Source organism: Streptomyces sp. NBC_00285, from assembly GCF_036174265.1.
Classification (GTDB): Bacteria; Actinomycetota; Actinomycetes; order Streptomycetales; family Streptomycetaceae; genus Streptomyces.
The window spans coordinates 4,443,495-4,467,697 of sequence record NZ_CP108055.1; the positions used below are offsets into that span (position 1 = coordinate 4,443,495).

Below are 24,203 nucleotides of genomic sequence, written 5' to 3' on the forward strand. Positions count from 1 at the left end.
GCCGGTACGCCGGGCCGAGCCGACCCGGTGGGCGGGGCCGAGTCAGGCCGGGCCGAGTCACCGAAGGGCTCGCCCCCGCTCGCCCCACAGCTAGTCGCCGGAGGCGCGTTCAGCGGAAGCCCGTCCAACCGAAGCTCGTCCAACGGAATCGACTCCCGCAGAAGCTCGTCGGGACGGATCACCCCGCGGCCCGTCCCTGCATGTTCCCGATGATGCGCACCCCCTTGGCAACCCCGTCTCCTGGATGCACGTTGCCGATATGACAGCCAAAATCCTGATCGTGACCGGCGACGCCGCGGAGTCGCTGGAGGTCCTGTACCCCTACCAGCGCCTCCGCGAGGAGGGCTACGACGTCCATATCGCGGCCCCCGACCGCAAGACGCTCCGCTTCGTCGTCCACGACTTCGAACCCGGCTTCGACACCTACACCGAGAAGCCCGGCTACACCTGGCCCGCCGACCTGGCCTTCGCCGAGGTCGACCCCGGCCAGTACGCCGCCCTCGTCATCCCCGGCGGCCGGGCCCCCGAGTACCTCCGCAACGACCCCGAACTCCGCAAGATCCTCAAGTCCTTCTTCGACGCGGACAAGCCGGTCGCCCAGATCTGTCACGGCCCCCTGCTCACCGCCGCGATCGACGGCCTCCGCGGTCGCCGCGTCACGGCCTATCCGGCCCTGGAACCCGACATGCAGTCCGCCGGCGCGGTGTTCCAGGACGCCGAGGTGGTGGTGGACGGCACCTTGGTCTCCTCCCGGGCGTGGCCGGACCACTCGGGCTGGATGCGGGAGTTCCTGACGGTGTTGAGGGCGAAGGCACCGGTGACCTGACCGACGGGGTGCCGCGGGGGCTACGCGAAGGCGCACCGACATCGCAGCAGCACCGACCGCTGAGCAGCCAGGCGACCAGACGGCCATGCACCTATGCGTCTACGCGGCCACTCGGCTATGTGGCTATGCGGCTATGCGGCTATGCGTTCAGCCTCCGCGACCGCCTCCGCCAAGGTGTCCACCACCGGCACACCCGCCACCTCGAGACTGGCCCGACTGTGCGAGCCGCCGGTGTACAGCACGGCCCGCGCCCCGACCCGCAGGGCCGCCACCGCGTCGTCCGCAGCATCACCGATCACCACGGTGCGCGCAGCCTCCACCCCGGCCAGCGCCGCGAGATGCCGCTCCATGTGCTCCGCCTTGCTTCCCCCGGAGGGCCCGGTCCTCCCGTCCACCCGCAGGAAGTGCGGCTCGATCCCGAACCCCCGCACCAACGGAACCAGCTCGTCGTGCACGTACATGCTGAGGATCGACTGGCTGCGCCCCGCCGACCGCCACCCCGCGAGCAGTTCCACCGCCCCGTCGGTCAGCCCGCACCCCACCCGATGCTCGGTGTAGTACCGGTGGAAGGTCACGTCCATGACCTCCCACTCGGCCTCCGTGGGCAACCGGCCGAGCAACCGCTCGTAGAACTTCGGCACGGGCACGCAGTACAGCGCCCGGTACCGCTCCATCGTGATCGGCGCGAGCCCCAGCTCGCCGAACGCGGCGTTCGTCGCCCCGATGATCGCGTCGTTGTCGTGGAACAGCGTCCCGTTCCAGTCCCAGACGATGTGCGCCCCTGTCATCTTCCCCATGCCAAAAACGTACCCGCCTCCACTGACAATCAAGAGGTTCGCAGGTCAAGGCAGGTAAAGCCGCGATTCGGGGCAGTCCGAGACGGGGTCAGCCGCCCAGGCCCAGCAAGTTCGGGATCTCCTGCGTCGCGTACCAGAGCAGTTCGTGGTCCTCGGCCCCGTCCACGACGAACTGCGCGTCGTCGTCCCCGCCGTCCGCCGCCGCGAGCGCGTCCACGGCGGCCGTGACGTCGTCCTGCGCGTCGTCCGAGTCGAGGTGCACCGCGGCCGCCTTGGCCAACCGCACCGCCCCGTCGACCCGCACCTCGCCGAGTGCCGCGGGGTCGAGGCCCCGGTCGGGATCGGCGGCCGCTGCCCCGTCGGCCACGTCGACGGCCACCACGACCCGCCGCCGTACGGCCCCGGCGTCCGCCGCGAGCAGCCGCAGCGAGGCCAGCCCGGCCCGGTTCAGCGCCGCGTACTCCAGCTCCTCGATGTCGTCGGAGAGGTACCACTCGCGCAGGGCGGGCGTGACGGCGTACGCGAGGAGCGGCCCGGCTCCCAGCTCACCCGTCTTGTACGCCTCGGCGAGACCGGAGAGGGTCAGGGGGACGTAGACGCGCATGGCTGGCCGCTTTCGTGGTCGGGCAACGTGGTCGCAGGGGCGCCGCGAAGGCCTTCAGGATACGTGCGGGCGTCCCCTTTCGAGTCCCTGCCCAGCCCTCGTGAGGCGTCCACCCCAGGCCCGGAATTCACCCGCCACCCCCCTGGGATCACGGGCTTCCGCTTGCCACGATCACCCTGATAGGTGAACATTTCGGCCGCCCGATCCGGCCCACCGCTTTCTTGCCGTCGAGGTCCACGGCCCCGTACAAGATCCTCATCCACAAAGTTACCGCCCGGTACTCGCCGGGCCGGCAGAACGGGGATCCCATGAACAAGGTCATGACCAGGGCTCAGCACCACTCAGGCACCCGCCCGCCGACGCGCCGCGACGCCCGCCGCCCGGGTGGCACACCGCCCCGCACGCCCGGCGGCAGCACGCCCCGTACGGCCCCGGGCGACGGCCGTCCGCCGGGCTCCCCCGGCACCGGCCCCCGCACCCGTACGGGCCCCACGGACAGCCGCCCCCTCGGCGCCCCCGGCCGCACCACCGCCCCCGCCGGCGCGACGGTCCACGACCCGGCCCCCGCGTCTCACCAGGACCCGGTCGTCCCCGCCCAGACCCCGCGCCGCCCGCTGATCCCCCAGCCCCGCCCCACCGACCGCTTCGCCGACCTGCTCCTCGGCGTCCTGAGCGGCCGACGCCCCGTCCACTCGATGCTCCGGCACACCGCAGGGCGCGCCTACGACGAGCTGGCCTGGCTGGCTGAACGCGGCTCCCTGCGCACCCGCGGCACCCGCCCCGTGGTCCGGGACATCGGCTACTACGTGGCCCGCCCGGGCGCCGTGGAGGCATTCGCCCGCATCGGCGCCGGCGACCAGCTGCGCGCCATGGCCTTCCGCCTGGAACTGGGCCAGGACCGCCGCTGGCGCTGCACAGCGGTCGAACTGGGCGGCCCTCGGGCTCCGCACCCGCACGACGACTGACGGGCCCGGAGAAGCCCCTCAGGCCCCGCAGGCCCGCACGCGGAAGGGCCGGGTCAATGAGCGACCCGGCCCTTCCGCCTCGGCACCACAGGTGCCGTCACGTGAATCCCCTACGGCGCCACCGGCACCGTACGCACTACTTCTTGCGGCGCCCCCGCGCGCGGGACTGCTTGCGCCGCTCCGCGCGGGTGAGACCGTCCGCCTCGGAACGCACGGGCTCATCGTCGTCGTCGGCGAACTCGCCCTCGATGACACCGCCCTCGCCGTCCACGGTCGGCGCGGAGAAGTGCAGGTCCCGACGCTGCGGGGCGTCGAGCCCCTTCGCGCGGATCTCGGGACGCGCGCCGGCCTGCGCCGGAACCACGTCCTGCTTGTCGAGGGACGGCCTCTCGTCCTCGACCGGGACCTCCTCGACCTGCTGCTCGACCTGGACCTCCAGGTTGAACAGGTAGCCGACGGACTCCTCCTTGATGCCCTCCATCATGGCGGTGAACATGTCGAAGCCCTCACGCTGGTACTCGACCAGCGGGTCCTTCTGCGCCATCGCGCGCAGGCCGATGCCCTCCTGGAGGTAGTCCATCTCGTAGAGGTGCTCACGCCACTTGCGGTCCAGGACCGACAGCACGACGCGGCGCTCCAGTTCACGCATGATCTCGGAGCCGAGCTGCGTCTCACGCGACTGGTACTGCTCGAGGATGTCGTCCTTGATGGACTCGGAGATGTACTCGGCGGTCAGGCCCGCGCGGTCGCCGGCCGCGTCCTCCAGCTCCTCGACGGTGATCTTCACCGGGTAGAGCTGCTTGAACGCACCCCAGAGCCGGTCGAGGTCCCAATCCTCGGCGAAGCCCTCGGCGGTCTCCGCGCTGATGTACGCGTCGATGGTGTCGTTCATGAAGTGCACGACCTGCTCCTGCAGGTCCTCGCCCTCCAGGACGCGGCGCCGCTCGCCGTAGATGACCTCGCGCTGCCGGTTGAGGACCTCGTCGTACTTCAGGACGTTCTTACGGGTCTCGAAGTTCTGCTGCTCGACCTGCGACTGGGCGGACGCGATCGCGCGCGTGACCATCTTGTTCTCGATCGGCACGTCGTCCGGGACGTTCGCCATCGACATGACGCGCTCGACCATCTGGGCCTTGAACAGGCGCATCAGGTCGTCGCCGAGGGAGAGGTAGAAGCGGGACTCGCCGGGGTCGCCCTGACGGCCGCTGCGGCCGCGCAGCTGGTTGTCGATACGGCGCGACTCGTGCCGCTCGGTACCGAGGACGTAGAGCCCGCCGAGGTCCTTGACCTCCTCGAACTCCGCCTTGACCGCCAGCCCGGCCTTCTCCAGAGCGGCGGGCAGGGCCTGGGCCCACTCCTCGATGTGCTCCTCGGGGTCGAGGCCACGCTGACGCAGCTCCGCCTCCGCGAGGTCCTCGGGGTTGCCACCGAGCTTGATGTCGGTACCACGGCCGGCCATGTTGGTGGCCACGGTCACGGCACCCTTGCGGCCGGCCTGCGCGACGATCGTCGCCTCACGGTCGTGCTGCTTGGCGTTGAGCACCTCGTGCTGGACACCGCGCTTGGACAGCTGCTGCGAGAGGTATTCGGACTTCTCGACCGACGTCGTACCGACGAGGATCGGCTGGCCCTTCTCGTGCTTCTCGACGATGTCGTCGACGACCGCCTCGAACTTCGCGACCTCGGTGCGGTAGATCAGGTCCGACTGGTCCTTGCGGACCATCGGCCGGTTGGTCGGAATGGGGACCACACCGAGCTTGTAGATCTGGTGGAACTCGGCGGCCTCGGTCATCGCCGTACCGGTCATGCCGCAGAGGCCGGCCTGTTCCTTGTCGTTGTGGTCGTGGCGCTTGTAGAGGCGGAAGAAGTTCTGGAGGGTGATCGTGGCGAGGGTCTGGTTCTCGTCCTTGATGTCCACCCCTTCCTTCGCCTCGATGGCCTGGTGCATGCCCTCGTTGTAGCGGCGGCCCGCGAGGATACGGCCGGTGTGCTCGTCGACGATCATGACTTCGCCGTCCATGACGACGTAGTCCTTGTCCTTCTTGAAGAGCTCCTTCGCCTTGATGGCGTTGTTCAGGTAGCCCACCAGAGGGGTGTTCACCGACTCGTAGAGGTTGTCGATGCCCAGCCAGTCCTCGACCTTGCTCACACCGGCCTCGTGGATGGCGACGGTGCGCTTCTTCTCGTCGACCTCGTAGTCGCCGGTCTCCTCGATGCCCTTGAGCTGGTTGCCGGCCTCGCCCTTCTTCAGGCGCGTGACCAACTTGGCGAAGTCGCCGTACCACTTGGTGGCCTGGTCGGCCGGGCCGGAGATGATCAGCGGCGTACGGGCCTCGTCGACCAGGATGGAGTCGACCTCGTCGACGATGGCGAAGTTGTGGCCGCGCTGGACGAGCTCGTCCTGGGACCACGCCATGTTGTCGCGCAGGTAGTCGAAGCCGAACTCGTTGTTCGTGCCGTACGTGATGTCGCACGCGTACTGCTCGCGACGCTGGGCCGGCGTCATGTTGGCGAGGATGCAACCGACTTCCAGGCCCAGGAACTTGTGGACGCGGCCCATCATCTCGGAGTCGCGCTCGGCCAGGTAGTCGTTCACCGTGATCAGGTGGACGCCCTTGCCCGACAGCGCGTTCAGATATGCGGGCAGCGTGCCGACGAGGGTCTTGCCCTCACCGGTCTTCATCTCGGCCACGTAGCCGAGGTGGAGGGCGGCGCCGCCCATGATCTGCACGTCGTAATGGCGCTGGCCGAGAGCGCGCTTGGCACCCTCACGCACGGTGGCGAACGCCTCGGGGAGCAGGTCGTCCAGGGTCTCACCGTCTGCGTACCGTTGCTTGTACTCATCCGTGAGGGCCCGCAGCTCGGCGTCGGAGAGGCTGACGAAGTCCTCTTCGATGGAGTTGACCTGGTCCGCGATGCGGTGCAGTTTGCGCAGGATCTTGCCTTCGCCTGCACGCATGATCTTTGAGATGACGGACACGGGGGCTGGTCTCCTTGCCGGTCGGGCCTGGGACGGTCGGTTCAATTTGGCTTACTGAGCAACGGCCATCGTATGCGAGGACCCCGCCACGTCGGGAGGCCTGCCGGGTACGCCGACTGTCAGCTCCTTCAAATCTGTTTCAAAGGTGACAACGGACGGGCAACGCCGTTGGTGCCGCGCCCCGCTCGCGAATTGCACGAATTGTGATCACCCGCTCACCCAGAGCAAAAACGATGGCGCCTTCAAGAACACCTGAGCAGAATCAGCCGATGGAACCCATCACGCTGACCACGGACCGTCTCCTGCTGCGCACACCCGCCGCGCGGGACACCGGTACGGTCCTCGCGGCCGCCCAGGACCCCGACATCCTGCGCTGGGTCACGATCCCCTCCCCGTACCTGCCCGAGCACGCCCAGAGCTTCACGGAACAGCTCGTCCCGGACGGCTGGGCGAACGGCACGATGTTCACCTGGGGCCTCTTCCTCCCCGAAGGGGCGGACCTGGTGGGCATGCTCAGCCTGAGCAGACGCTCGCCGGGCACGTTCGAGATCGGCTACTGGGGCACCAAGGAACACCGCGGCAACGGCTATGTCAGCGAGGCCGTCAGCGCGGGCTGTCGCTGGGCCTTCACCGAGTTGTCGGCCGACCGCGTGGAGTGGCGTGCGGAGGTGGGCAACCAGCCCTCCCTCGCCGTGGCGGAGCGCGCGGGCTTCGTCATCGAGGGCGTCCTGCGGTCCGCAATGGTCCACCGGGGCGTACGCCGGGACTGCTGGATGGGCGCGCTGCTGCCGTCCGACCTGGGGCTGCCGTCGACAGCGCCGTATCTCCCCGCCCCTCGGTAGCCACCGCAGCGATGATGCCGGCCGGTGGCACGCTCATGTCCAACAGGCTCTCCGCGCTCATGTCCCACAGGTCTCCTCGCACTGTCAGTGCCGGCCTCTATCGTTCGGACCCATGACGACCCCGCGTCCCACCACCGACCTCTCGGCCGACGAGGCCCGCCGCATCGCGCTGCGCGCCCAGGGTTTCCTCGGTATCCCAGACCGCGGGGCCGGAGTCCGCGGCGTCCTCCGTCACCTCGGCGCGGTCCAGCTCGACACCATCTCGGTCCTCGCCCGGTCCCATGAGCTGATCCCGTACGCCCGGCTCGGTGCGGTGGGCCGCAGCACGGTCGAGGACGCGTACTGGGAGCCTGGTCCGACGGGCGCGCCCCACGCCTTCGAGTACTGGTCGCACGCGGCGTGCATCCTCCCCATCGAGGAGTGGCCCCACTTCGCCTTCCGACGCCGCGCCTACCGCGGCCGCCCGCACTGGAACCACCAGCTCCCGGACGGCACCTACGACCAGGTCATCAAGCAGCTCCGCACCGAAGGCCCTCTCACCGCCACGGAATTGGGCGGTGCGAAGAAGACCAGCGAGTGGTGGGACTGGTCCGGCACCAAGGTCGCCGTCGAGCGGGCGCTGATGTACGGCGAGGTGGTCTGCGTGGAGCGCCGCGGCTGGAAGCGGGTGTACGACCTCGCCGAGCGCGCCGTCCCCGCCGACCTGCTGCACGACGAACTGGACGACGCCGAGTGCGTGCGCCGCCTGGTCCGGCTGGCCGGCCGGTCCCTGGGCGTCGGCACCCGCGCCGACATCGCCGACTACCACCGTCTGAGGGGCGAACAGGTCGACGCGGTGATCGTCGATTCGGGCCTGCTGCCGGTCACGGTCGAGGGCTGGTCCAAGCCGGCCTGGGCCGACCCGGCGGCCCTGGAGACACCCGCGCGCGGCCGCCACCGCACCACGCTGCTGTCCCCGTTCGACTCCCTGATCTGGGAGCGCGCGCGGACGGAGCGGATCTTCGGATTCACCCACCGTCTGGAGGCCTACGTCCCCAAGCCCAAGCGGGTGCACGGTTACTTCGCGATGCCGGTGCTGGCCGGTGGCCGGCTCGTCGGCCGCGTTGACCCGGCCCGCGAGGGCGGCACGCTGGTGGCCAGGCAGGTCTCCCTGGACGGCCCGAAGGCGGTCCCGGCAGTGGCCCAGGCACTGGTCGAGGCGGCGAGTTGGGTGGGCAGCACAGACATCCGCGTGGAACGGGTGGACGCGCCCGAGCTGCGCGACGCCCTCGCCAAAGAGGTGACCCGAGCACTGACCACGACCCTGCGCTGAGCGCGGTTCGGGTCAGCGGGGATCCGGGGCGGCGTCAGCGGATCTCGAGGATCTTCTCCCGCATCGCGTAGACCACCGCCTCCATCCTGGAGTGCAGCTGCAGCTTCTCCAGGATGTTGCGCACATGGTTCTTCACGGTGTTCTCGGAGATGAACAGTTCCTTGGCGATATCGCGGTTGTTCATCCCGGTGGCGACGAGCTTGAGCACTTCCAGCTCACGGTCGGTCAGCCGCGGCGCCGGCACGAGACGACGCTCGTCCGTCCGCTGGATCATCGACTTGAACTCGGTGAGCAGCTTCGACGCCATGGAGGGGCTGATCTGCGACTGTCCGTCGGCCACAGCGCGAATGGCGGTGGCGACCTCGTCCGTCGAGATCTCCTTGAGGAGATATCCGGTCGCGCCGGCCTTGATCGCCTCGTAGAGGTCGGCTTCCTCGTCGCTGATCGTCAGCATGATGATCTTGGCGCTGGGTGCCACCTCCTTGATGGAGGTGCAGGCCTCGATCCCGCCCCGCTTGGGCATCCGCACGTCCATCAGAACGATGTCCGGCAGCAGGTCGGCGGCCTTGTCGACGGCCTCCGCGCCATCGCCTGCCTCGCCGATGACCTGGATGTCCTCCTCGGCCGCGAGCACGATCTCCAGTCCACGCCGAAAGAGAGCATGGTCGTCCACTACAAGAACCCGGATCGGCTCCTTGCGTGGAGAGCCCGCGTCCGTGCCCATGCTGACGACGCCGTCGCCGGCGTCCTCGCCGTGCAGCGGTCCGAAGCTGTCCGCCATCGTTCCTCCCCCTGAAGGCTGTGGCTGGTCCTGTGCCATCGCCAACCAAAGGCACCGTCCCACCGGTTGGGCCGGTGTAGCCATGATTCCATGCCCGGACGACAGTGAGGTGACAGAGCGGGGCGCGAAAGGGTCGCACGCGGGTGCCCCTGGGGGCGCACACGCGCTCCAGGGGCACCGGCTCACCTGTCATCCGGCAGGGTCAGCCACCTGTCGTGCCGCCGGCCGCGGAAGAGTGCGCCCGGGCGACCATCGGGTCCGTGCTCAGGTGGATGACGCCGTAGTCGTAGGCGTGCCGCCGGTAGACGACACTCGGTTCCTTGGTCTCGGAGTCGACGAACAGATAGAAGTCATGGCCGACCAGCTCCATCTCGTAGAGAGCCTGGTCGAGGGTCATCGGGGAGGCGACGTGGGTCTTCTCTCGTACGACGAGGGGGCCTTCACCCTTGATCTCCAGCGAGCCGATCTTCGTGACGGGCACACCGTCCGGCTCTTCCTCGTGGACGGCCTGTCCGTTGCCGTTGAGCGTCGCCGCACCCGGGACGTGGTCGGCGACCTCGGCAGCGGTGAGCCGCCGTGCGCCTCGACGGGTGTGACGCTTGTCGTGCTCCCTGCGCAGCCGGGCGTCCAGCTTCTCCGCCGCCAGGTCGAGTGCCGCGTACGGGTCGCTGGCTGCCGCTTCCGCCCGGATCACCGGACCGCGGGAGCGGAGCGTGATCTCCACTCGGTCACAGCGGTCGGCCTGTCGGGGGTTCGGCTCCTTGGACACCTCGACGTCGAGGCTGATCACCTTGCCATCGAGCTTCTGGATCTTCTCCAGCTTCAGCTTCTCGGCCACGTGCTTGCGGAACCGCTCGGGCACCTCGGTCTTGCGGCCCTTGACGACGATGTCCACGCAGAACTCCGTTCCCGGATCGCTCCGCTTCGATGCGGAGCGTCTCCCTTTTGCACCAGGCTCCGGTGAGCCCCGGAACCTCGGACTCGGTGACTTCCACCTCCTCCCCCGCGGGCAAGATCTCCATTCCACCGTCGTGCGTGCTGGTGGAAATCCCGCGGCACGACATTCGGATTTGCGAGGTGTGGCCTGCGCCTTTCTCTCACAACCGAACATATCTCGCCTGGACGGATGTCGTCACCCTCTACCGCGGTGTACCTCCGTTCAGGTGATTCGACCCTCTCGTAACCTGCAACGATGCAACTCCGCAGTCAGTTCCGGTTTATTCCGAAGGAATCCGGCGGGGCCGCGACCACAGCAGCGCAGATCGCATCATGGACGCCACCGGCGCCCGACGCCGGCGCCGAGCGGCGCTCCCGGCCCGTGTCCTCCTCCGTCACTGTGACCATCCGTTCCCCCATGCCTTCCCGGGTTGCAGCCGTGTACACGACGCCTGCCCCTTCACCACCGCATCCATCCACTTCCCGTCCACTAGATCGCCCGCCACGCCCTCCGGCCGTGGCCCGCTGTTCGTGGCCGGGCGGCCCACCCCTCCCGTGTTGCCGTTGATCACGGTTTCCGAACGCCGTCTGTTCACCGTGGCGCCGAGCCTGTTCACCGGCGCGTTCCGTGTTCTCCCGCAGCCTCGCCTCCCGGACGGCCCGCGCTGCCTCCGTCAGGGACGCGCCTGTCGTCATCAGGTCGTCGACCAGCACGACCAGCCCCTGTGTCAGCAGCCGCTCCCCACCGGGGGCCACCATGAGGGCGCCGGCGAGATTCTCCAGCCGCTGCCGGGAGTTGAGCCCCGACTGGTCGGCCACCCCGCGCCGCTGGCGTAGGACTGCCGCCACCCGCGTCGGCATTCCCGCCCGCCGTAGTTCCGCCGCCGCCGAGAGTGCGATCCGCCGTGCAGGATCATGCCCGCGAGCTCGCACCGCCCGCCGCGCAGACGGCACGGGAACGAGCAGCACAGGCACCCCGATCCCGCCCCTCTGCCCAGCACCACCGGCACTCCAGCCCGGCTCCGCGTGACCACCCCGCGTCAAGGCCTCGGCCCCCGCATGCACTCCGCTGCCATACGCCAAAGCCTCCGCACTCACCTGCCCGCCCCCGCCGCACGCCCTGGCGCCCGCGCCCGACCTCACGCCCCCGCCACGCACACTGGCCTCCGTACCCACCTGCCCGCCACCACCACGCACCCTGTCCTCTGGTCCCACTTCGCCTGCGCCGACGAGCCCAGGCACCCTTCCATCGCCGCCACGCGCCACAGCCTCCGCACTCCACGCCTCGGCATCCGACGCACCAGGGGCCCACAACCCCCCGTCCCCACCCACGTACCTCCGCTCCCTGGGCCCCGGAACACACCCCGGCGCCGATCCCACGCCACCCGACTCACAGGCCTCCCACACCCCCGCCCACACAGCTCCCGCCAGAGCCGAACCGAGTGGCCCCGCAAGAGCCAGCGCTCCCCGCTCCTTGTGAGCCAGCAGCACCGCCCGTACCGCATCCGCATACCGAGCCGCCGCATGCACGGCCGGCAGTCCGGGCGGCTCCGGCACCGGCCGCACCCGGCGCGGTGCGTTCCCGTTCAGGGCGGCACGGCACTCCGGACAGAGCACCGTGCGAGGCCTTCCGCAGCCTCCGCACTCGGCCGGCAGCACCAGATCGGTGAGGTCCTGCCACCACCCCCGCATGACCACCACTGTGCCAACGTCGGAGCCGACCGGCCACCCCTGTGGATAACTCCCTGTGGAAAACCCCACCCCCGGACGAACAGCTGTTCCCACCGTAAATTCCGGCCCTATACAACCAATCGGCGAGGCCTCCGCTCAGGCCCGTCAATCAACCCCTCGTACGACGAATCCGCCTCTCCCTCCGACGAATCCGCTCCGTCCCCGGCGAAAGCGAACCACTCCGCCCCACGATTCCGGCCCGCCTGCCAGCGGCGATTCCTCACCGCCCGGAGCGATTCCCCATCGGCCCAGAAAAAAGCGGCCACTCCCACCAGGACCCCGTCCCGGCAAAAGCGGCCGCTCCCGACAGCGCGGTCCCGTCACCTCACCCCGGATACACCGGCGCGGTCCCGTCCGCGTCCACCTTCTGCCACTGCGCCCCGGACGGCAGCCGTACGATCCCGTCCTCCGAGTACGCCACCAACGGCATCTCGACGTCCTCCGACGCCGCGATCTCCTTCACCCCCGTCAGAGCGGCCGGCGGCGGCCCCTCGGGCGTGGAGCCGTCGACCTGGACGTACCGCGTCTGCTGCACGCCGCCCTGCTCACGCCCGACCACCGCGAGCCTGCTGTCGCCGGCCCAGGACATGGTCGTGACCTCTTCCAGGTCCGGTGTCGTCGAGCGCAGTTCCCGGACCGAGACACTCTGCGCGTCCCCGATCCTGCCCTCCCGCTCGATCCGCCCTACGAAGAGCGACTGCTTGCCGCCCTTCTCCACGACGAGCGCGATGCGCACCCCGTCGGCGGCCACCCGGAGGTCCTTGATGCGCCCGTCGAGCCCGGGGGTCTGCACCTTCAGCGGCTCGCCGGCGCCCTCCTTGAACAGCAGCAGCCGCGGAGCTGCCGGGTTCCGGTCGGCCACCCACAGGTCGCCCTCCGTGTCCCAGCTGGGCGTGGTGAGCCGGTCGTCGGCCCTCTTGCCGGCGCTGACCAGCACCGGCTCCCCGAGCGACGCGCCCGACACCAGCGAACCCACGTACAGCGCCCTGCCGTCAAGGCCGACACCGGCCGCCATGTGCTCGTCCCGCGAGACGGCCACCGACCGCAGCTCCTTGTCGCCCTCACCCAACGCCCCGGGCACCGGCACCGGGTCGGCCCTCGTACTGCCCTCCGGATCAGCCGGAATCCGTACCAGCCGGTGCTCGCCGTTCACGAAGTACAGGAACTCGGGCGCCTCGACCGAGCCGCGCGTGGCGGCGCCGTCGGCCTGGGTCTCGTTGATGGAGCACAACTGCTTGCCACCCGCACGCAGTTCGACGTCATCCACCGCGGGGGTGAGGTTCTGCAGGGTGAACAGCAGTTGGGCCGCCATCGCCTCGCACTGGTCCGAACCGACGTTCCTGGCCTTGTTGTTGAGCGGGACCGTCAGCGTGTTCTGGTCGTCGGGGGTCAACGAGGAGACGCCCTTCATCAGGGCCGTACCGGTGGGAAAGCGTGTCCTGACGACAGGGTCGAGCCAGTGTGTCGGCCCGCTCAGCAAGGACCGCACCAGCTGCGTCATGGGGTCCACGCGCTCACGCACATACACGGGATCGGCGACCGCCACAGTCTGGGGAGCCGTCACCGCCTTGGTGTGGGAGGCGAAGTAGTACTTGTTGACCGACACGTAGATCCGCTGGAAGTCCGACTTCCCCATGACGACACCCGGCGGAAGGCTGTCGATCCGCCACTGCTTGGTCTTCTTGTCGTGCACGAGGTGCACCGTCTGCTGGTAGTCACCGGAGGACGGCGAGTACGACTGCTGCGCGTCCACCACAGCCACCCTGGTGCCCGTCAGCGTGAACGACGTGTCGTCGTCGGTCCGCTCCCGGCCGACCGGCTGCGTGAGGGATGCACCCGGCCCGTCCTCGAGCACCGTTGTGGACAGCCCCGGCTGCCACTGCTTCGTCGCATTCCCGGTCAGGTACTTACGGGCCGTCTCGTAGTTCGGATCATCGCTGGTCAGCGCCTCCAGAAAGCCCTGCACGATGTCCAGGGGCTCGGCGTCCTCCTGCGGCGGCATCGCGAAGACCCGCACCTGAGTGTCCTGCCGCGGGGTGGCGTCGACACCGCGCAGGTCCCCGCTGTCCGGCATGGAGGCACATCCCGCCAGCAGTACGACGCCACAGGCGGCGTACGCCACCGCGCGCGCCGGCCTGCGCCGGCCGCTCCCCTCGCGGTCAGCGCCCACGGAATGCCTCCCCCTGCTGTTGCTGTTCGTACGACTCCCCCGACCCGGCGCCCGAGCGGCTCGCGGTCCCACCAGCGGCTCCGCCCGCGGCGGACGTGCCGTCCTGCCGTCGCCCGTTCGACGTCGACCGGGACACCACGCGCGCGCCGTTGCCGGGCAGTGCCGTCGGATCGGCGGTCGGTGTCACAGCACCCTGCCGGGGCGCTATCGGGTCCCGCGAGGTCACCTGGTCGCCCGCCTGCTGGGCCGGCACGGTGGCCGCCTTCTCACCGCCCGCGCGCGGCAGTCCGGCGTCGTCGAGTCCACGGTGACGGCGCGAGTCCTTGGGTTCCAGCGGTATCGGCGAGCCCCGCAGCGGCTCGTCGGCCGTCCTGGGCAGCGTCAGCCGGAACTGGGAGCCGCCGCCCGGCTCACCCCACGCCTGCAGCCAACCGCCGTGCAGCCGTGCGTCCTCCAGGGCGATGGACAGCCCCAGCCCGGTACCGCCGGTGGTACGCGCGCGTGCCGGGTCGGCCCGCCAGAAGCGGCTGAACACGCGCGTGGCCTCGCCGGGCTTGAGCCCGACGCCGTAGTCGCGCACCGCGATCGCCACCGCCCCGCCCGCCGAGGCGAGCTTCACGACGACGTCCTTGCCCTCACCGTGCTCGACGGCGTTGACGACGAGGTTGCGCAGCACCCGCTCCACCCGCCGGGGGTCGGCCTCGGCGACCACGGGCTGCTGGTCGCCGACGATCCTGACCGTCGTGCCCTTGCGCTCGGCCAGCGGCGCGGCCCCGCCGACCACTCGCCGTACGACCTCCCTGAGGTCTATCGGCTCCGCCTCCAGCGCCGCCGCGCCCGCGTCGAAGCGGCTGATCTCCAGCAGATCCGCGAGCAGCGTCTCGAACCGGTCCAGCTGGTCGGCGAGCAGTTCGGCCGACCGCGCGGTCATCGGATCGAAGGACGCGCGCGCGTCATGGATGACGTCGGCGGCCATACGTACGGTCGTCAAGGGCGTCCGCAACTCGTGCGACACATCCGACACGAACCGCCGCTGCATCCGCGACAGGTCCTCCAGCTGCTGGATCTTCAGCTGAAGGTTCTGCGCCATCTTGTTGAAGGCCTCACCGAGCCGCGCGATGTCGTCCTCACCGGTGACCTTCATCCGCTCCTGAAGCCGCCCCGCGGACAGCCGCTCGGCGATTCCGGCCGCCATCCGCACCGGCGTGACGACCTGGCGCACCACGAGCCAGGCGATGGCTCCGAGGAGTACGACGACGAAGAGGCCGGCGGTCGCCAGGGTGCCCTTGACCAGGCTGAGCGACTTCTCCTCCTGCGTGAGCGGGAAGAGGTAGTACAGCTGGTACGGGTCGCCGTTGGGGTCGTTGACCTGCTTGCCGATGACCAGGGCCGGCTGGGACTCCTCGTCAGTGTCGTAAGCGATGCGGGTGTAGCTCTGGGCCGCCGTCGTACTCTCGTCGACCTTCTCGCGCAGTGCCTCGGGGACGCTGGACGTGGGATCGACGTCGCCGGAGGCACGCGGCCCGCGCCCGCTCCCGCTGTCGCCGCCCACGGGCAGGCTGACCACGTCGAAGGCGCCCTGACCACCGCTGGAGAGCGAGTAAACGAGGTTGCTCATCCACTCGATGACGAACTGGTCGGACTGACCGTCCGCCGGGGCTGCGTCGTCTGTCCCGGCCCCGGCCTCGTCCGCCTTCTGCTTGGCCACCGCGAACCCACCGGAGGCCTGGCTCTGCGACGCCTTGACCTTCGCGTCGAGCAGGCCGTTGCGCACCTGCCCGATGACGACGAAGCCCAGCAGGAGAACCACACCGAGCGACATCAACAGGGTCGTGGCGACGACCTTGAGCTGGATGTTGCGCCGCCACAGCCGCATCACGGGCAGCAGCGGCCGACGCACCCACCGCATGAACAGCCTCAGGACCGGACTGCCCTGGACTCCGCCCTGAAGCAGACCACCCTCCAGGAACCGCCCCCAGCGGGAGCCTGCCCCGGTCCGCCCGACAGGCCGCCCCGCACTCGCCCCGGTCCGCCCGGGCGACGAAGCGGCACTGTCTCCGGACATGTCAGCTGGGTCCTGCCTTGTAACCCACACCACGGACGGTCACCACGATCTCCGGCCGCTCCGGGTCCTTCTCGACCTTGGAGCGCAGCCGCTGTACATGCACGTTGACGAGCCGGGTGTCAGCGGCGTGCCGATAACCCCACACCTGCTCGAGCAGCACCTCACGCGTGAACACCTGCCACGGCTTGCGCGCGAGCGCGACCAGCAGATCGAACTCCAGGGGCGTCAGCGCGATCGACTGCCCTTCCCTCTTCACGGAGTGCCCGGCCACGTCGATGACCAGATCGCCTATGGCGAGCTGCTCGGGCGTCGGCTCCTCCGACCTCCGAAGCCGCGCCCGGATCCGGGCCACGAGCTCCTTCGGCTTGAACGGCTTCACGATGTAGTCGTCGGCGCCGGACTCCAGCCCCACAACGACATCGACGGTGTCGCTCTTGGCCGTCAGCATCACGATCGGCACCCCGGACTCCGCCCTGATCAGGCGGCACACCTCGATGCCGTCCCTGCCGGGCAGCATCAGGTCCAGCAGCACCAGATCCGGCTTGGCCTCGCGGAACGCGGCCAGCGCCTTGTCGCCGTCAGCTACGAAAGACGGCTCAAAACCTTCACCACGCAGCACAATGCCAAGCATCTCGGCAAGTGCGGTGTCGTCGTCGACGACAAGGACTCGTCCCTTCATAAACGACATCATCCCATTCTCGTAACAGTGACCGGGGCGCTGGTGAGCAGGGTCACTGGCCTGTGACGATAGTCGTACGTGACCGGCACTGTCTGCCCTCGTCCGTCGGCATTGATGTCAGCTACGGATGTCAGCGCCATCCATTCAAGCAACTTGGCCGCGCTGGTGACGAACTCTGACAGCAGGGACATAGAGCACTACGCTCCGCGACCCTCGCCTCATGATCAGGACACAGCGGACAGGCGGCCGTCATACGTTGCTACACCGCCGACGTCGGTTTCCTGAGTCGTGCGAATCGTCGCCAGGCCACCCGCACGTTGATCAAGAACACGGTGCATCCCGCGATGGGCCAGCCTACAGATCCACCGCTGTGGTAGGTCCGCATGCCGAGAGACAGCAGCAGGAGACCTACTGCAGGACCGCCGACCAGGTCAAGGAAGGTCTTCGCCCAACTCGCGATCTTCGCCACGTCAACCACGGCTTGATCGTGGCAGTCCGTCGCTCCCGTTGCCAAGGGCCCGATCGCTGCCAGAACCTGCACCGGTGGCCGGCTGGGGCCACCTTCTCCACGGGGCGTGCCTCGTGGCGGACCACTCCGACCCCGTTCCTGGATCAGCCGGTCGTCATCCGTCGGACCTGGCACACAGCTCGGCAAGGGCCTCGGCCGTCACCGGCGACACCACGCCCTCCTCCGTGACGATCGCCGTCACCAGCTCGGGCGGCGTCACATCGAAAGCCGGGTTGTACGCCTGGGTTCCCAACGGCGCCAACAGAATCCCGCCGCCCGCCTCAGCCCCCGCCACCGGTACCTGCGGCGCGGCGATCTCGGTCACCTCGTGCCCGGCCCGCTGCTCCACCTCTATCGACGCCCCGTCAGGCGTGTCGAGATCCACCGTGGTCACGGGCGCCACCACGATGAAGGGCACATGGTGATACCGGGCGAGGACCGCGAGCGGATAGCTCCCCACCTTGTTCGCCACCGAGCCGTCGGCAGCAATCCGGTCGGCCCCGATCAGCACGGCGTCGACCTCCCCGGCCACGAACAACGAGCCGGCCGCGTTGTCGGTCAGCAGGGTGTACGCCATCCCGCTCCGCGCCGCCTCGTACGCCGTCAGCCGGGCCCCCTGAAGCAGGGGACGCGTCTCGTCCACCCACAGCCGCCGCAACCGCCCCGCCCGATGGGCCGCAAGCGCCACCGCGAACGCCGTCCCCTCGCCGCCCGACACCAGCGAACCGGTGTTGCAGTGCGTCAGGATCCGGTGCCCGCCACCCGACAGCAGCTCGTCCAGCAGCGCCAGCCCGCGTTCGGCCATCGCTGCACTCGCCGCGGCGTCCTCCCGGTGCAGCCCGCGTGCCGCCACCAGTGCCGCCCCGGCCGCCCGCTCCTGATCGCCGCTCTTCACGAGCTCGGCGCGATACGCAGCCTCGGCTCTGCGCACCCCGACACCGAGGTTCACCGCGGTCGGCCGCGCCCCCGCCAGCACGGTCACCGCTTCGTCCACGTCGAAGCCCCGCGCGGCGGCGAGCGCGACCCCGTACGCCCCCGCGATGCCGAGCAACGGCGCCCCGCGCACGGCGAGCGAACGGATCGCCTCCACCAGTACGGACGCGTCCGTACAGACCAGTTCGACCTCCTCGGCCGGCAGTCTCGTCTGGTCGAGAAGCACCAGTACGGGACCCTCGGGTGGCTCCTCCCAGCGGATCGCCGGTATCTCGGTGGGCTTGCTGTCCTCGACGGTTTGCGCGTACTGATCAGCCATGCGGTCAGTCTGCCCCTTGTCCGGCGGAGTATTGAAGGTGCGCAGCCCATACCGCGGCTGGTCCCTCGCCGACCACCCCATGACACGATGGCTGCCAACCTGCCGCCGCGCCCGCGGACGGGCACCGTGAAGGAGCGACGATGAAAGACACTCCGGGCTGGGCCTCGCCCGGATCCGCCCCGTCCGACGGGCACGAGCCCGGCACGCCCGGTTCCGCCGAGCCCACCGAAGGACCCGGCGCCACGAACCCCGCGCAGCAGCCTGAGGACGCCCCGCAGGACGCCGGCTCGAAGTGGTCCCAGGAGCAGCCGCCACCCGGCCAATGGTCCGCTCCCACAGGCCCCGCCGCCCCCGGCCACGCCGCTTCGCCCCCGCCGCCCGGCCAGGGCTGGGGATCCCAGCCTCCCACCGGCCCGCCCGGAGGCTACAGCCCTCCGGGCTGGGGCGGCGGACACGGCGGCTGGGGCGGCCCTCCGCCCGCGGCCAAGCCCGGCGTGATCCCCCTGCGCCCGCTCGGTGTGGGCGAGATCCTCGACGGCGCGGTATCCACCATGCGCACCTACTGGCGCACGGTCCTGGGCATCTCGCTGACCGTGGCGGTCGTGACCCAGGTCCTCGTCATCCTGCTCCAGGGCTTCGTCCTGAACGACAGCGCCGGGAGCGAGGCCCTCAACGACCCCAGCGCCACCGTCGACGAGCTGACCCACGCCATGGGCGAGACCATGCTCGGCACCACCGTCGTCTTCCTGATCTCCCTGATCGGCACGGTCGCCGCGACGGCGCTGCTCACCACTGTCACCAGCCGGGCCGTGCTCGGCAGGCCGGTCACCACCGGCGAGGCCTGGCGCGACGCCCGCCCGCAGGTACCCAAGCTGTTCGGCCTGATCTTCCTGCTGCTGCTCATCACCTTCGGTGTGCTCGCCGTCGGGGCGCTGCCCGGCATCCTCGTGGCCGCCACGGGTTCCAACGACGGTGGCATCGCGCTCGCCGTCCTCGGCATCCTCGGCGCCGGCGTCGTCGCACTGTGGCTGATGATCCGCTTCTCGCTGGCCTCGCCCGCGCTGATGCTGGAGAAGCAGAGCATCGTGAAGTCGATGAGCCGCTCCACCAAGCTGGTCCGCGGCTCCTGGTGGCGGGTTTTCGGCATTCAGCTGCTGGCCGGGATCATCGCGAACATCGTCGCGGCGATCGTCGTCGTCCCCTTCACCTTCCTCGCCGCCGCCTTGAGCGGTGAAGGTCTCTCCGGATTCGTCAACGGGACCGGCGACCCGGGCTGGACGTTCCTCATCATCAGCGGCATCGGCTCGGTGATCGGCTCCATGATCACCTTCCCGATCACGGCGGGCGTGACCGTGCTCCTCTACATCGACCAGCGCATCCGCCGCGAGGCCCTCGACCTCGAACTGGTCCGCGCTGCCGCTGTCCAGGACAACGCCACCGGCCCCACTCCCGGGAGCTGATGCGGTGCTGCCGGGGGGAGTGCTCATCATGCTGCGCGCAAGCGGAACATCCGTGCTGTCACCGGCACGGTCAGCCGACGAACCGCCACTGACCGTCCCGCGCGACCCCGCGCACGAGGCGGCCCGTCGCGAGCTGGCCAAGCGCATGTACCACGAGAACGACCCCAACTGGCTCCAGCGCACCCTGAACGCCATCTGGGACTGGGTGGACAGGCTGTTCAGTTCCGCCTCGTCCGGAACACCAGGAGGACCACTCGGCCTGCTCGTCGTCGTCGCGGTGCTCCTCCTGGTCGTCGGCGCGCTGTGGTGGCGCCTGGGCGCCCCGCGCCGGGGTCCGGCGTCCTCAGCCGCCCTGTTCGACGACCGTCCTCGCAGCGCCGCCGACCACCGCTCGGCCGCCGAGGCACACGCCGCCCAGGGCCACTGGAACCAGGCCGTCCAGGAACGCATGCGCGCCATCGTCCGCTCCCTGGAGGAACGCGCCCTCCTGGACGTCCGCCCCGGTCGCACCGCGGACGAGGCCGCCGCAGAAGCGGGCCGCGCCCTGCCCTCACACACCGACCGACTGCGCTCCACAGCCCGGGACTTCGACGACGTCACGTACGGCGGCCGGACCGCTACCGAAGAGGCGTACGTCGGCATCACCGAACTCGACCGTGACCTGGAGCGCGCCAAACCGGTACTCGCGACCACCCTGAGCAGCACCCACAGTGCGGACCACAACGCCCGCCAGGGAGCCGCCGAATGACCACCGAGGCCACGTTCCGGTCCACCTCGGTCTCCCGCACCCCCGGCCAGATATGGGCCCGCGCGCGAGGCGTCGTGATCGCCCTTGTGCTCCTCCTCGTCGCGGCCGTGGTGATCGCGGCGATCCGGTCCAACGAACGGCACGGCAGCCTCGACCCACGCTCCGCCGACCCCTACGGCAGCCGCGCCGTCGCGGAACTCCTCGCCGACCGGCGCGTCGACACCCGCGTGGTCACCACCCTGGACGAGGCACGCGCGGCCGCAGGCCCGGACACCACACTCCTGGTCGCCGGACCCGACCTCCTGACACACCGCCAGCAGAGTCAACTGCGCTCCGCGACCGCCGACTCCGACGGCCGCACCGTCCTCGTCGCCCCCGGCAGCTGGTCCGTCGAACGGCTGGCGCCCGGCGTCGTCGCAGACCCCGCCACCAGCGTCGACTCGACGCTCTCCCCCGACTGTTCCCTGCCGGCCGCCCGACGCGCGGGCAGCGCCGACACCGGCGGCATCCGCTACACCGTCACGCACCCCGGCAACGACGAGTGCTACCCCAGCGAGCGCCTGCCCACCCTGGTGCGCGTCCCGGCAACCTCCGGGGACGGCGACACCGTCGTACTCGGCGCGCCCGACATCCTCTACAACGACACCCTCGACGAGCAGGGAAACGCCTCGCTCGCCCTCCAACTCCTCGGCTCCCGCCCCCATCTGGTCTGGTACCTCCCCTCGCTCTCCGACTCCTCCGCCGCCGACCCGAACGACGAGAAGAGCTTTCTCGACCTGCTCCCGTCGGGCTGGCTCTGGGGCACACTCCAGCTCTTCTTCGCGGCAGCACTCGCCGCATTCTGGAGGGCACGCCGACTCGGCCCGCTCGTACCGGAAAAGCTCCCCGTGGCGATCCGCGCCTCCGAAACCGTCGAAGGCCGCGCCCGCCTCTACCGCAAGACCAACGCCCGTGACCGTGCGGCCACCGCTCTTCGCTCCACCACCCGCACTCGCCTCGCCCCCCTAGTAGGCGTCCCCGTCACCCAGGCGCACGCGCCCGAAGCCCTGCTTGCGGCACTGGCCGCCCACCTGGACAGCGACACCCACGGACAGTCCCTGCAGTCCCTCCTCTTCGGCCCGCCGCCCGGTGACGACGCGGCCCTCATCTCCCTCGCCGACCAACTCGACGCCCTCGAAAGAGAGGTACGCCGTTCATGATGGATCCGACCACTGACAACGCCGGGACCACCGGGGATCCGGGAACCGCCCGGGACTCCCTGGAAGCCCTGCGCGCCGAGATCGCCAAAGCCGTGGTCGGCCAGGACCCCGCCGTGACCGGTCTCGTCGTCGCCCTCCTCTGCCGTGGACACGTACTACTAGAAGGAGTCCCTGGGGTCGCCAAAACGTTGCTCGTCCGCGCCCTCGCATCCGCTCTCGAACTCGACACCAAGCGCGTCCAGTTCACCCCCGACCTCATGCCGAGCGATGTGACGGGCTCCCTGGTCTACGACACCCGCTCCGCCGAGTTCTCCTTCCAACCGGGCCCGGTCTTCACCAACCTTCTCCTGGCCGACGAGATCAACCGCACCCCGCCCAAGACCCAGTCGTCCCTCCTGGAGGCCATGGAGGAACGCCAGGTCACGGTCGACGGCACCCCGCGCCTCCTCCCCGACCCGTTCCTGGTCGCAGCGACCCAGAACCCGGTCGAGTACGAGGGCACCTACCCCCTCCCCGAAGCCCAGCTGGACCGTTTCCTCCTCAAGCTGACGATCCCGCTGCCCTCCCGCCAGGACGAGATCGACGTCCTCACCCGCCACGCCGAGGGCTTCAACCCCCGCGACCTGCGTGCCGCCGGCCTACGGCCCGTAGCAGGACCGGCCGACCTCGAAGCCGCCCGCACCGCAGTCGCCAAGACAACGATCTCCCCCGAGATCACCGCCTACGTCGTCGACGTCTGCCGCGCCACCCGAGAGTCCCCGTCCCTCACCCTCGGCGTCTCCCCACGCGGCGCCACGGCCCTCCTGGCCACGTCGCGCGCGTGGGCATGGCTGACCGGCCGCGACTACGTCATCCCCGACGACGTGAAGGCCCTGGCCCTCCCCACCCTCCGCCACCGCGTACAACTCCGCCCCGAGGCCGAGATGGAGGGCGTGACGGCCGACTCCGTCATCAATGCGATCCTCGCCCACGTCCCGGTCCCCCGCTGATGCCCCTCACCGGCCGCGCCGCACTCCTCGCAGCCCTGGGGGCCCTCCCCCTCGGCATCTGGGAACCCAGCTGGACGGGCATCCTCGCGGTCAACGCCCCCTTGGCGGTGGCCTGCGCCTGCGACTTCGCACTGGCAGCGCCGGTACGACGGCTCGGCCTGACCCGCTCCGGTGACACCTCCGCCCGCCTCGGCGAGACGGCAGACGTCACCCTCACGGTCACCAACCCGTCCGGTCGCCCGCTCCGCGCCCACGTCCGCGACGCCTGGCCTCCCAGCAGCTGGCAGCAGGGCACAGAGATGGAAGCCTCCCGCCACCACCTGACCGTCCCCGCCGGCGAACGCCGACGCCTCACCACTCGCCTACGCCCCACCCGCCGCGGCGACCGCCAGGCCGACCGAGTGACGATCCGCTCCTACGGCCCCCTCCGGCTCTTCTCCCGGCAGGGCACCCACCGGATCCCCTGGACGGTCCGCGTCCTTCCCCCCTTCACCAGCCGAAAGCACCTCCCCTCGAAGCTCGCCCGCCTACGCGAACTCGACGGCCGCACCAGCGTCCTCACCCGAGGCGAAGGCACCGAATTCGACAGCCTGCGCGAGTACGTCCCCGGAGACGACACCCGTTCCATCGACTGGCGAGCCACAGCCCGCCAGACCTCCGTCGCCGTACGCACCTGGCGCCCCGAACGTGACCGCCACATCCTCCTGGTCCTCGACACCGGCCGCACATCAGCAGGACGCGTCGGCGACGCCCCCCGCCTGGACGCCTCCATGGACGCGGCCCTCCTCCTGGCAGCCCTCGCATCACGAGCCGGCGACCGCGTGGACCTGCTCGCGTACGACCGTGGGGTACGTGCACTGGTCCAAGGCCGAACAGCAAACGATCTCCTCCCCTCTCTGGTCAACGCGATGGCCTCGCTCGAGCCGGAGCTCGTCGAGACGAACGCTCGGGGTCTGACAGCAACAGCTCTCCGTGCGGCACCGCGCCGTTCCCTGATCGTGCTGCTCACCAGCCTCGACGCCGCGCCGGTCGAGGAGGGCCTGCTGCCCGTCCTTCCTCAGCTCACCCAGCGCCACACAGTGCTTCTGGCTTCAGTGGCTGACCCGAACATCGCTCGCATGGCGACGGCCCGTGGAAACACAGAGTCGGTCTACGAAGCCGCAGCGGCGGCCCAGGCCCAGACAGAACGCCAGCGCACAGCGGAGCAACTCCGCCGGCACGGCGTTACCGTCGTCGACGCGACACCGGACAATCTGGCTCCTGTGCTGGCCGACGCGTATCTAGCGCTGAAGGCAGCAGGACGCCTGTAAACAAATCAAGGGGGCGCTGGGCGCCCCTTTGAGAAAAACCGGATCGGAA

Annotated in this window: 18 protein-coding genes and 2 pseudogenes; 9 read left to right on the forward strand and 11 right to left on the reverse strand. The window is 70.0% G+C overall.

Features of this window, described 5'->3' with window-relative positions; all coding sequences use genetic code 11:
• The first annotated feature begins 259 nt into the window (after positions 1–259).
• On the forward strand, positions 260–826 hold the full coding sequence (locus tag OHT57_RS20455; RefSeq protein ID WP_328747904.1) for a DJ-1/PfpI family protein: 567 nt from the start codon (positions 260–262) through the stop codon (positions 824–826).
• A gap of 131 nt (positions 827–957) precedes the next feature.
• On the opposite strand, the gene OHT57_RS20460 is transcribed toward OHT57_RS20455, so the two are convergent.
• Together OHT57_RS20460 and OHT57_RS20465 are read right to left on the reverse strand one after the other, a co-directional pair.
• Positions 958–1,623: an HAD family hydrolase gene (locus OHT57_RS20460; protein WP_328747905.1), complete on the reverse strand. Its 666-nt coding sequence runs from the start codon at positions 1,621–1,623 to the stop codon at positions 958–960.
• Between the two features lie 88 nt (positions 1,624–1,711).
• The gene (locus OHT57_RS20465; RefSeq protein ID WP_328747906.1) at positions 1,712–2,227 is read right to left on the reverse strand and encodes a DUF6912 family protein; all 516 of its coding nucleotides are present in this window, start codon (positions 2,225–2,227) and stop codon (positions 1,712–1,714) included.
• A 308-nt stretch (positions 2,228–2,535) separates the two neighbouring features.
• Here OHT57_RS20465 and OHT57_RS20470 point away from each other — a divergent pair, with 308 nt between their 5' ends.
• Positions 2,536–3,192 (forward strand): Rv3235 family protein, encoded by a 657-nt coding sequence (locus OHT57_RS20470; protein ID WP_328747907.1) that lies wholly within the window; start codon positions 2,536–2,538, stop codon positions 3,190–3,192.
• Between the two features lie 136 nt (positions 3,193–3,328).
• Here the strand turns inward: OHT57_RS20470 and secA are convergent, their stop codons facing one another.
• Positions 3,329–6,172: a preprotein translocase subunit SecA gene (gene secA / locus OHT57_RS20475; protein ID WP_328747908.1), complete on the reverse strand. Its 2,844-nt coding sequence runs from the start codon at positions 6,170–6,172 to the stop codon at positions 3,329–3,331.
• A gap of 269 nt (positions 6,173–6,441) precedes the next feature.
• Here secA and OHT57_RS20480 point away from each other — a divergent pair, with 269 nt between their 5' ends.
• The gene (locus OHT57_RS20480) at positions 6,442–7,014 is read left to right on the forward strand and encodes a GNAT family N-acetyltransferase (RefSeq protein WP_328747910.1); all 573 of its coding nucleotides are present in this window, start codon (positions 6,442–6,444) and stop codon (positions 7,012–7,014) included.
• Positions 7,015–7,126: 112 nt separating this feature from the next.
• Positions 7,127–8,326 (forward strand): winged helix-turn-helix domain-containing protein, encoded by a 1,200-nt coding sequence (locus tag OHT57_RS20485; RefSeq protein ID WP_328747911.1) that lies wholly within the window; start codon positions 7,127–7,129, stop codon positions 8,324–8,326.
• Positions 8,327–8,360: 34 nt separating this feature from the next.
• Here the strand turns inward: OHT57_RS20485 and OHT57_RS20490 are convergent, their stop codons facing one another.
• The 8 genes and pseudogenes from OHT57_RS20490 to mtnA all read right to left on the reverse strand — a co-directional run bounded on the left by OHT57_RS20490 (position 8,361) and on the right by mtnA (position 18,448).
• Positions 8,361–9,107, reverse strand: a complete 747-nt coding sequence (locus tag OHT57_RS20490) for a response regulator transcription factor (protein ID WP_328747913.1) — start codon at positions 9,105–9,107, stop codon at positions 8,361–8,363.
• A 202-nt stretch (positions 9,108–9,309) separates the two neighbouring features.
• On the reverse strand, positions 9,310–10,002 hold the full coding sequence (hpf, locus tag OHT57_RS20495) for a ribosome hibernation-promoting factor, HPF/YfiA family (RefSeq protein ID WP_328747914.1): 693 nt from the start codon (positions 10,000–10,002) through the stop codon (positions 9,310–9,312).
• A gap of 683 nt (positions 10,003–10,685) precedes the next feature.
• Positions 10,686–11,141: pseudogene (locus OHT57_RS47475) on the reverse strand (ComF family protein); the annotation flags it as partial.
• Between the two features lie 302 nt (positions 11,142–11,443).
• Positions 11,444–11,735, reverse strand: a pseudogene (locus tag OHT57_RS20505) (ComF family protein); the annotation flags it as partial.
• Between the two features lie 364 nt (positions 11,736–12,099).
• Positions 12,100–13,944, reverse strand: coding sequence for an LpqB family beta-propeller domain-containing protein (locus tag OHT57_RS20510; protein ID WP_328747915.1), 1,845 nt, complete (start codon positions 13,942–13,944; stop codon positions 12,100–12,102).
• Complete coding sequence (gene mtrB, locus OHT57_RS20515; protein ID WP_328747916.1) at positions 13,934–16,009, reverse strand: MtrAB system histidine kinase MtrB; 2,076 nt, start codon at positions 16,007–16,009, stop codon at positions 13,934–13,936. The genes OHT57_RS20510 and mtrB overlap by 11 nt, the downstream gene beginning before the upstream one ends.
• 1 nt (position 16,010) lies before the next feature.
• Positions 16,011–16,700: a two-component system response regulator MtrA gene (mtrA, locus tag OHT57_RS20520; RefSeq protein ID WP_328747917.1), complete on the reverse strand. Its 690-nt coding sequence runs from the start codon at positions 16,698–16,700 to the stop codon at positions 16,011–16,013.
• A gap of 611 nt (positions 16,701–17,311) precedes the next feature.
• The gene (gene mtnA, locus OHT57_RS20525) at positions 17,312–18,448 is read right to left on the reverse strand and encodes an S-methyl-5-thioribose-1-phosphate isomerase (protein WP_328747918.1); all 1,137 of its coding nucleotides are present in this window, start codon (positions 18,446–18,448) and stop codon (positions 17,312–17,314) included.
• 140 nt (positions 18,449–18,588) lie between these two features.
• On the opposite strand from mtnA, the gene OHT57_RS20530 reads away from it, so the two are divergent.
• Genes OHT57_RS20530 through OHT57_RS20550 form a run of 5 tightly spaced genes read left to right on the forward strand, consistent with a single transcriptional unit; the run spans position 18,589 to position 24,154 of the window.
• Entirely contained in the window at positions 18,589–19,908 is a 1,320-nt protein-coding gene (locus tag OHT57_RS20530) for a hypothetical protein (RefSeq protein WP_328747919.1), read from the forward strand.
• A 28-nt stretch (positions 19,909–19,936) separates the two neighbouring features.
• Positions 19,937–20,656: a DUF4129 domain-containing protein gene (locus tag OHT57_RS20535; RefSeq protein WP_328747920.1), complete on the forward strand. Its 720-nt coding sequence runs from the start codon at positions 19,937–19,939 to the stop codon at positions 20,654–20,656.
• Positions 20,653–21,855, forward strand: coding sequence for a DUF4350 domain-containing protein (locus OHT57_RS20540; protein WP_328747921.1), 1,203 nt, complete (start codon positions 20,653–20,655; stop codon positions 21,853–21,855). Before OHT57_RS20535 ends, OHT57_RS20540 begins: the two co-directional genes overlap by 4 nt.
• The gene (locus OHT57_RS20545; protein WP_328747922.1) at positions 21,855–22,844 is read left to right on the forward strand and encodes an AAA family ATPase; all 990 of its coding nucleotides are present in this window, start codon (positions 21,855–21,857) and stop codon (positions 22,842–22,844) included. Before OHT57_RS20540 ends, OHT57_RS20545 begins: the two co-directional genes overlap by 1 nt.
• A complete protein-coding gene (locus tag OHT57_RS20550; RefSeq protein WP_328747923.1) occupies positions 22,844–24,154 on the forward strand; it encodes a DUF58 domain-containing protein in 1,311 nt (436 codons plus the stop codon). Before OHT57_RS20545 ends, OHT57_RS20550 begins: the two co-directional genes overlap by 1 nt.
• Positions 24,155–24,203 lie beyond the last annotated feature (49 nt).

Coding starts and splice junctions, on each gene's coding strand:
- OHT57_RS20455 (WP_328747904.1), top strand. CDS start 260: ATGACAGCCAAAATCCTGATCGTGACCGGCGACGCCGCGGAGTCGCTG.
- OHT57_RS20460 (WP_328747905.1), bottom strand. CDS start 1,623: ATGGGGAAGATGACAGGGGCGCACATCGTCTGGGACTGGAACGGGACG.
- OHT57_RS20465 (WP_328747906.1), bottom strand. CDS start 2,227: ATGCGCGTCTACGTCCCCCTGACCCTCTCCGGTCTCGCCGAGGCGTAC.
- OHT57_RS20470 (WP_328747907.1), top strand. CDS start 2,536: ATGAACAAGGTCATGACCAGGGCTCAGCACCACTCAGGCACCCGCCCG.
- OHT57_RS20480 (WP_328747910.1), top strand. CDS start 6,442: ATGGAACCCATCACGCTGACCACGGACCGTCTCCTGCTGCGCACACCC.
- OHT57_RS20485 (WP_328747911.1), top strand. CDS start 7,127: ATGACGACCCCGCGTCCCACCACCGACCTCTCGGCCGACGAGGCCCGC.
- OHT57_RS20490 (WP_328747913.1), bottom strand. CDS start 9,107: ATGGCGGACAGCTTCGGACCGCTGCACGGCGAGGACGCCGGCGACGGC.
- mtrB (WP_328747916.1), bottom strand. CDS start 16,009: ATGTCCGGAGACAGTGCCGCTTCGTCGCCCGGGCGGACCGGGGCGAGT.
- mtrA (WP_328747917.1), bottom strand. CDS start 16,700: ATGATGTCGTTTATGAAGGGACGAGTCCTTGTCGTCGACGACGACACC.
- mtnA (WP_328747918.1), bottom strand. CDS start 18,448: ATGGCTGATCAGTACGCGCAAACCGTCGAGGACAGCAAGCCCACCGAG.
- OHT57_RS20530 (WP_328747919.1), top strand. CDS start 18,589: ATGAAAGACACTCCGGGCTGGGCCTCGCCCGGATCCGCCCCGTCCGAC.
- OHT57_RS20535 (WP_328747920.1), top strand. CDS start 19,937: ATGCTGCGCGCAAGCGGAACATCCGTGCTGTCACCGGCACGGTCAGCC.
- OHT57_RS20540 (WP_328747921.1), top strand. CDS start 20,653: ATGACCACCGAGGCCACGTTCCGGTCCACCTCGGTCTCCCGCACCCCC.
- OHT57_RS20545 (WP_328747922.1), top strand. CDS start 21,855: ATGGATCCGACCACTGACAACGCCGGGACCACCGGGGATCCGGGAACC.
- OHT57_RS20550 (WP_328747923.1), top strand. CDS start 22,844: ATGCCCCTCACCGGCCGCGCCGCACTCCTCGCAGCCCTGGGGGCCCTC.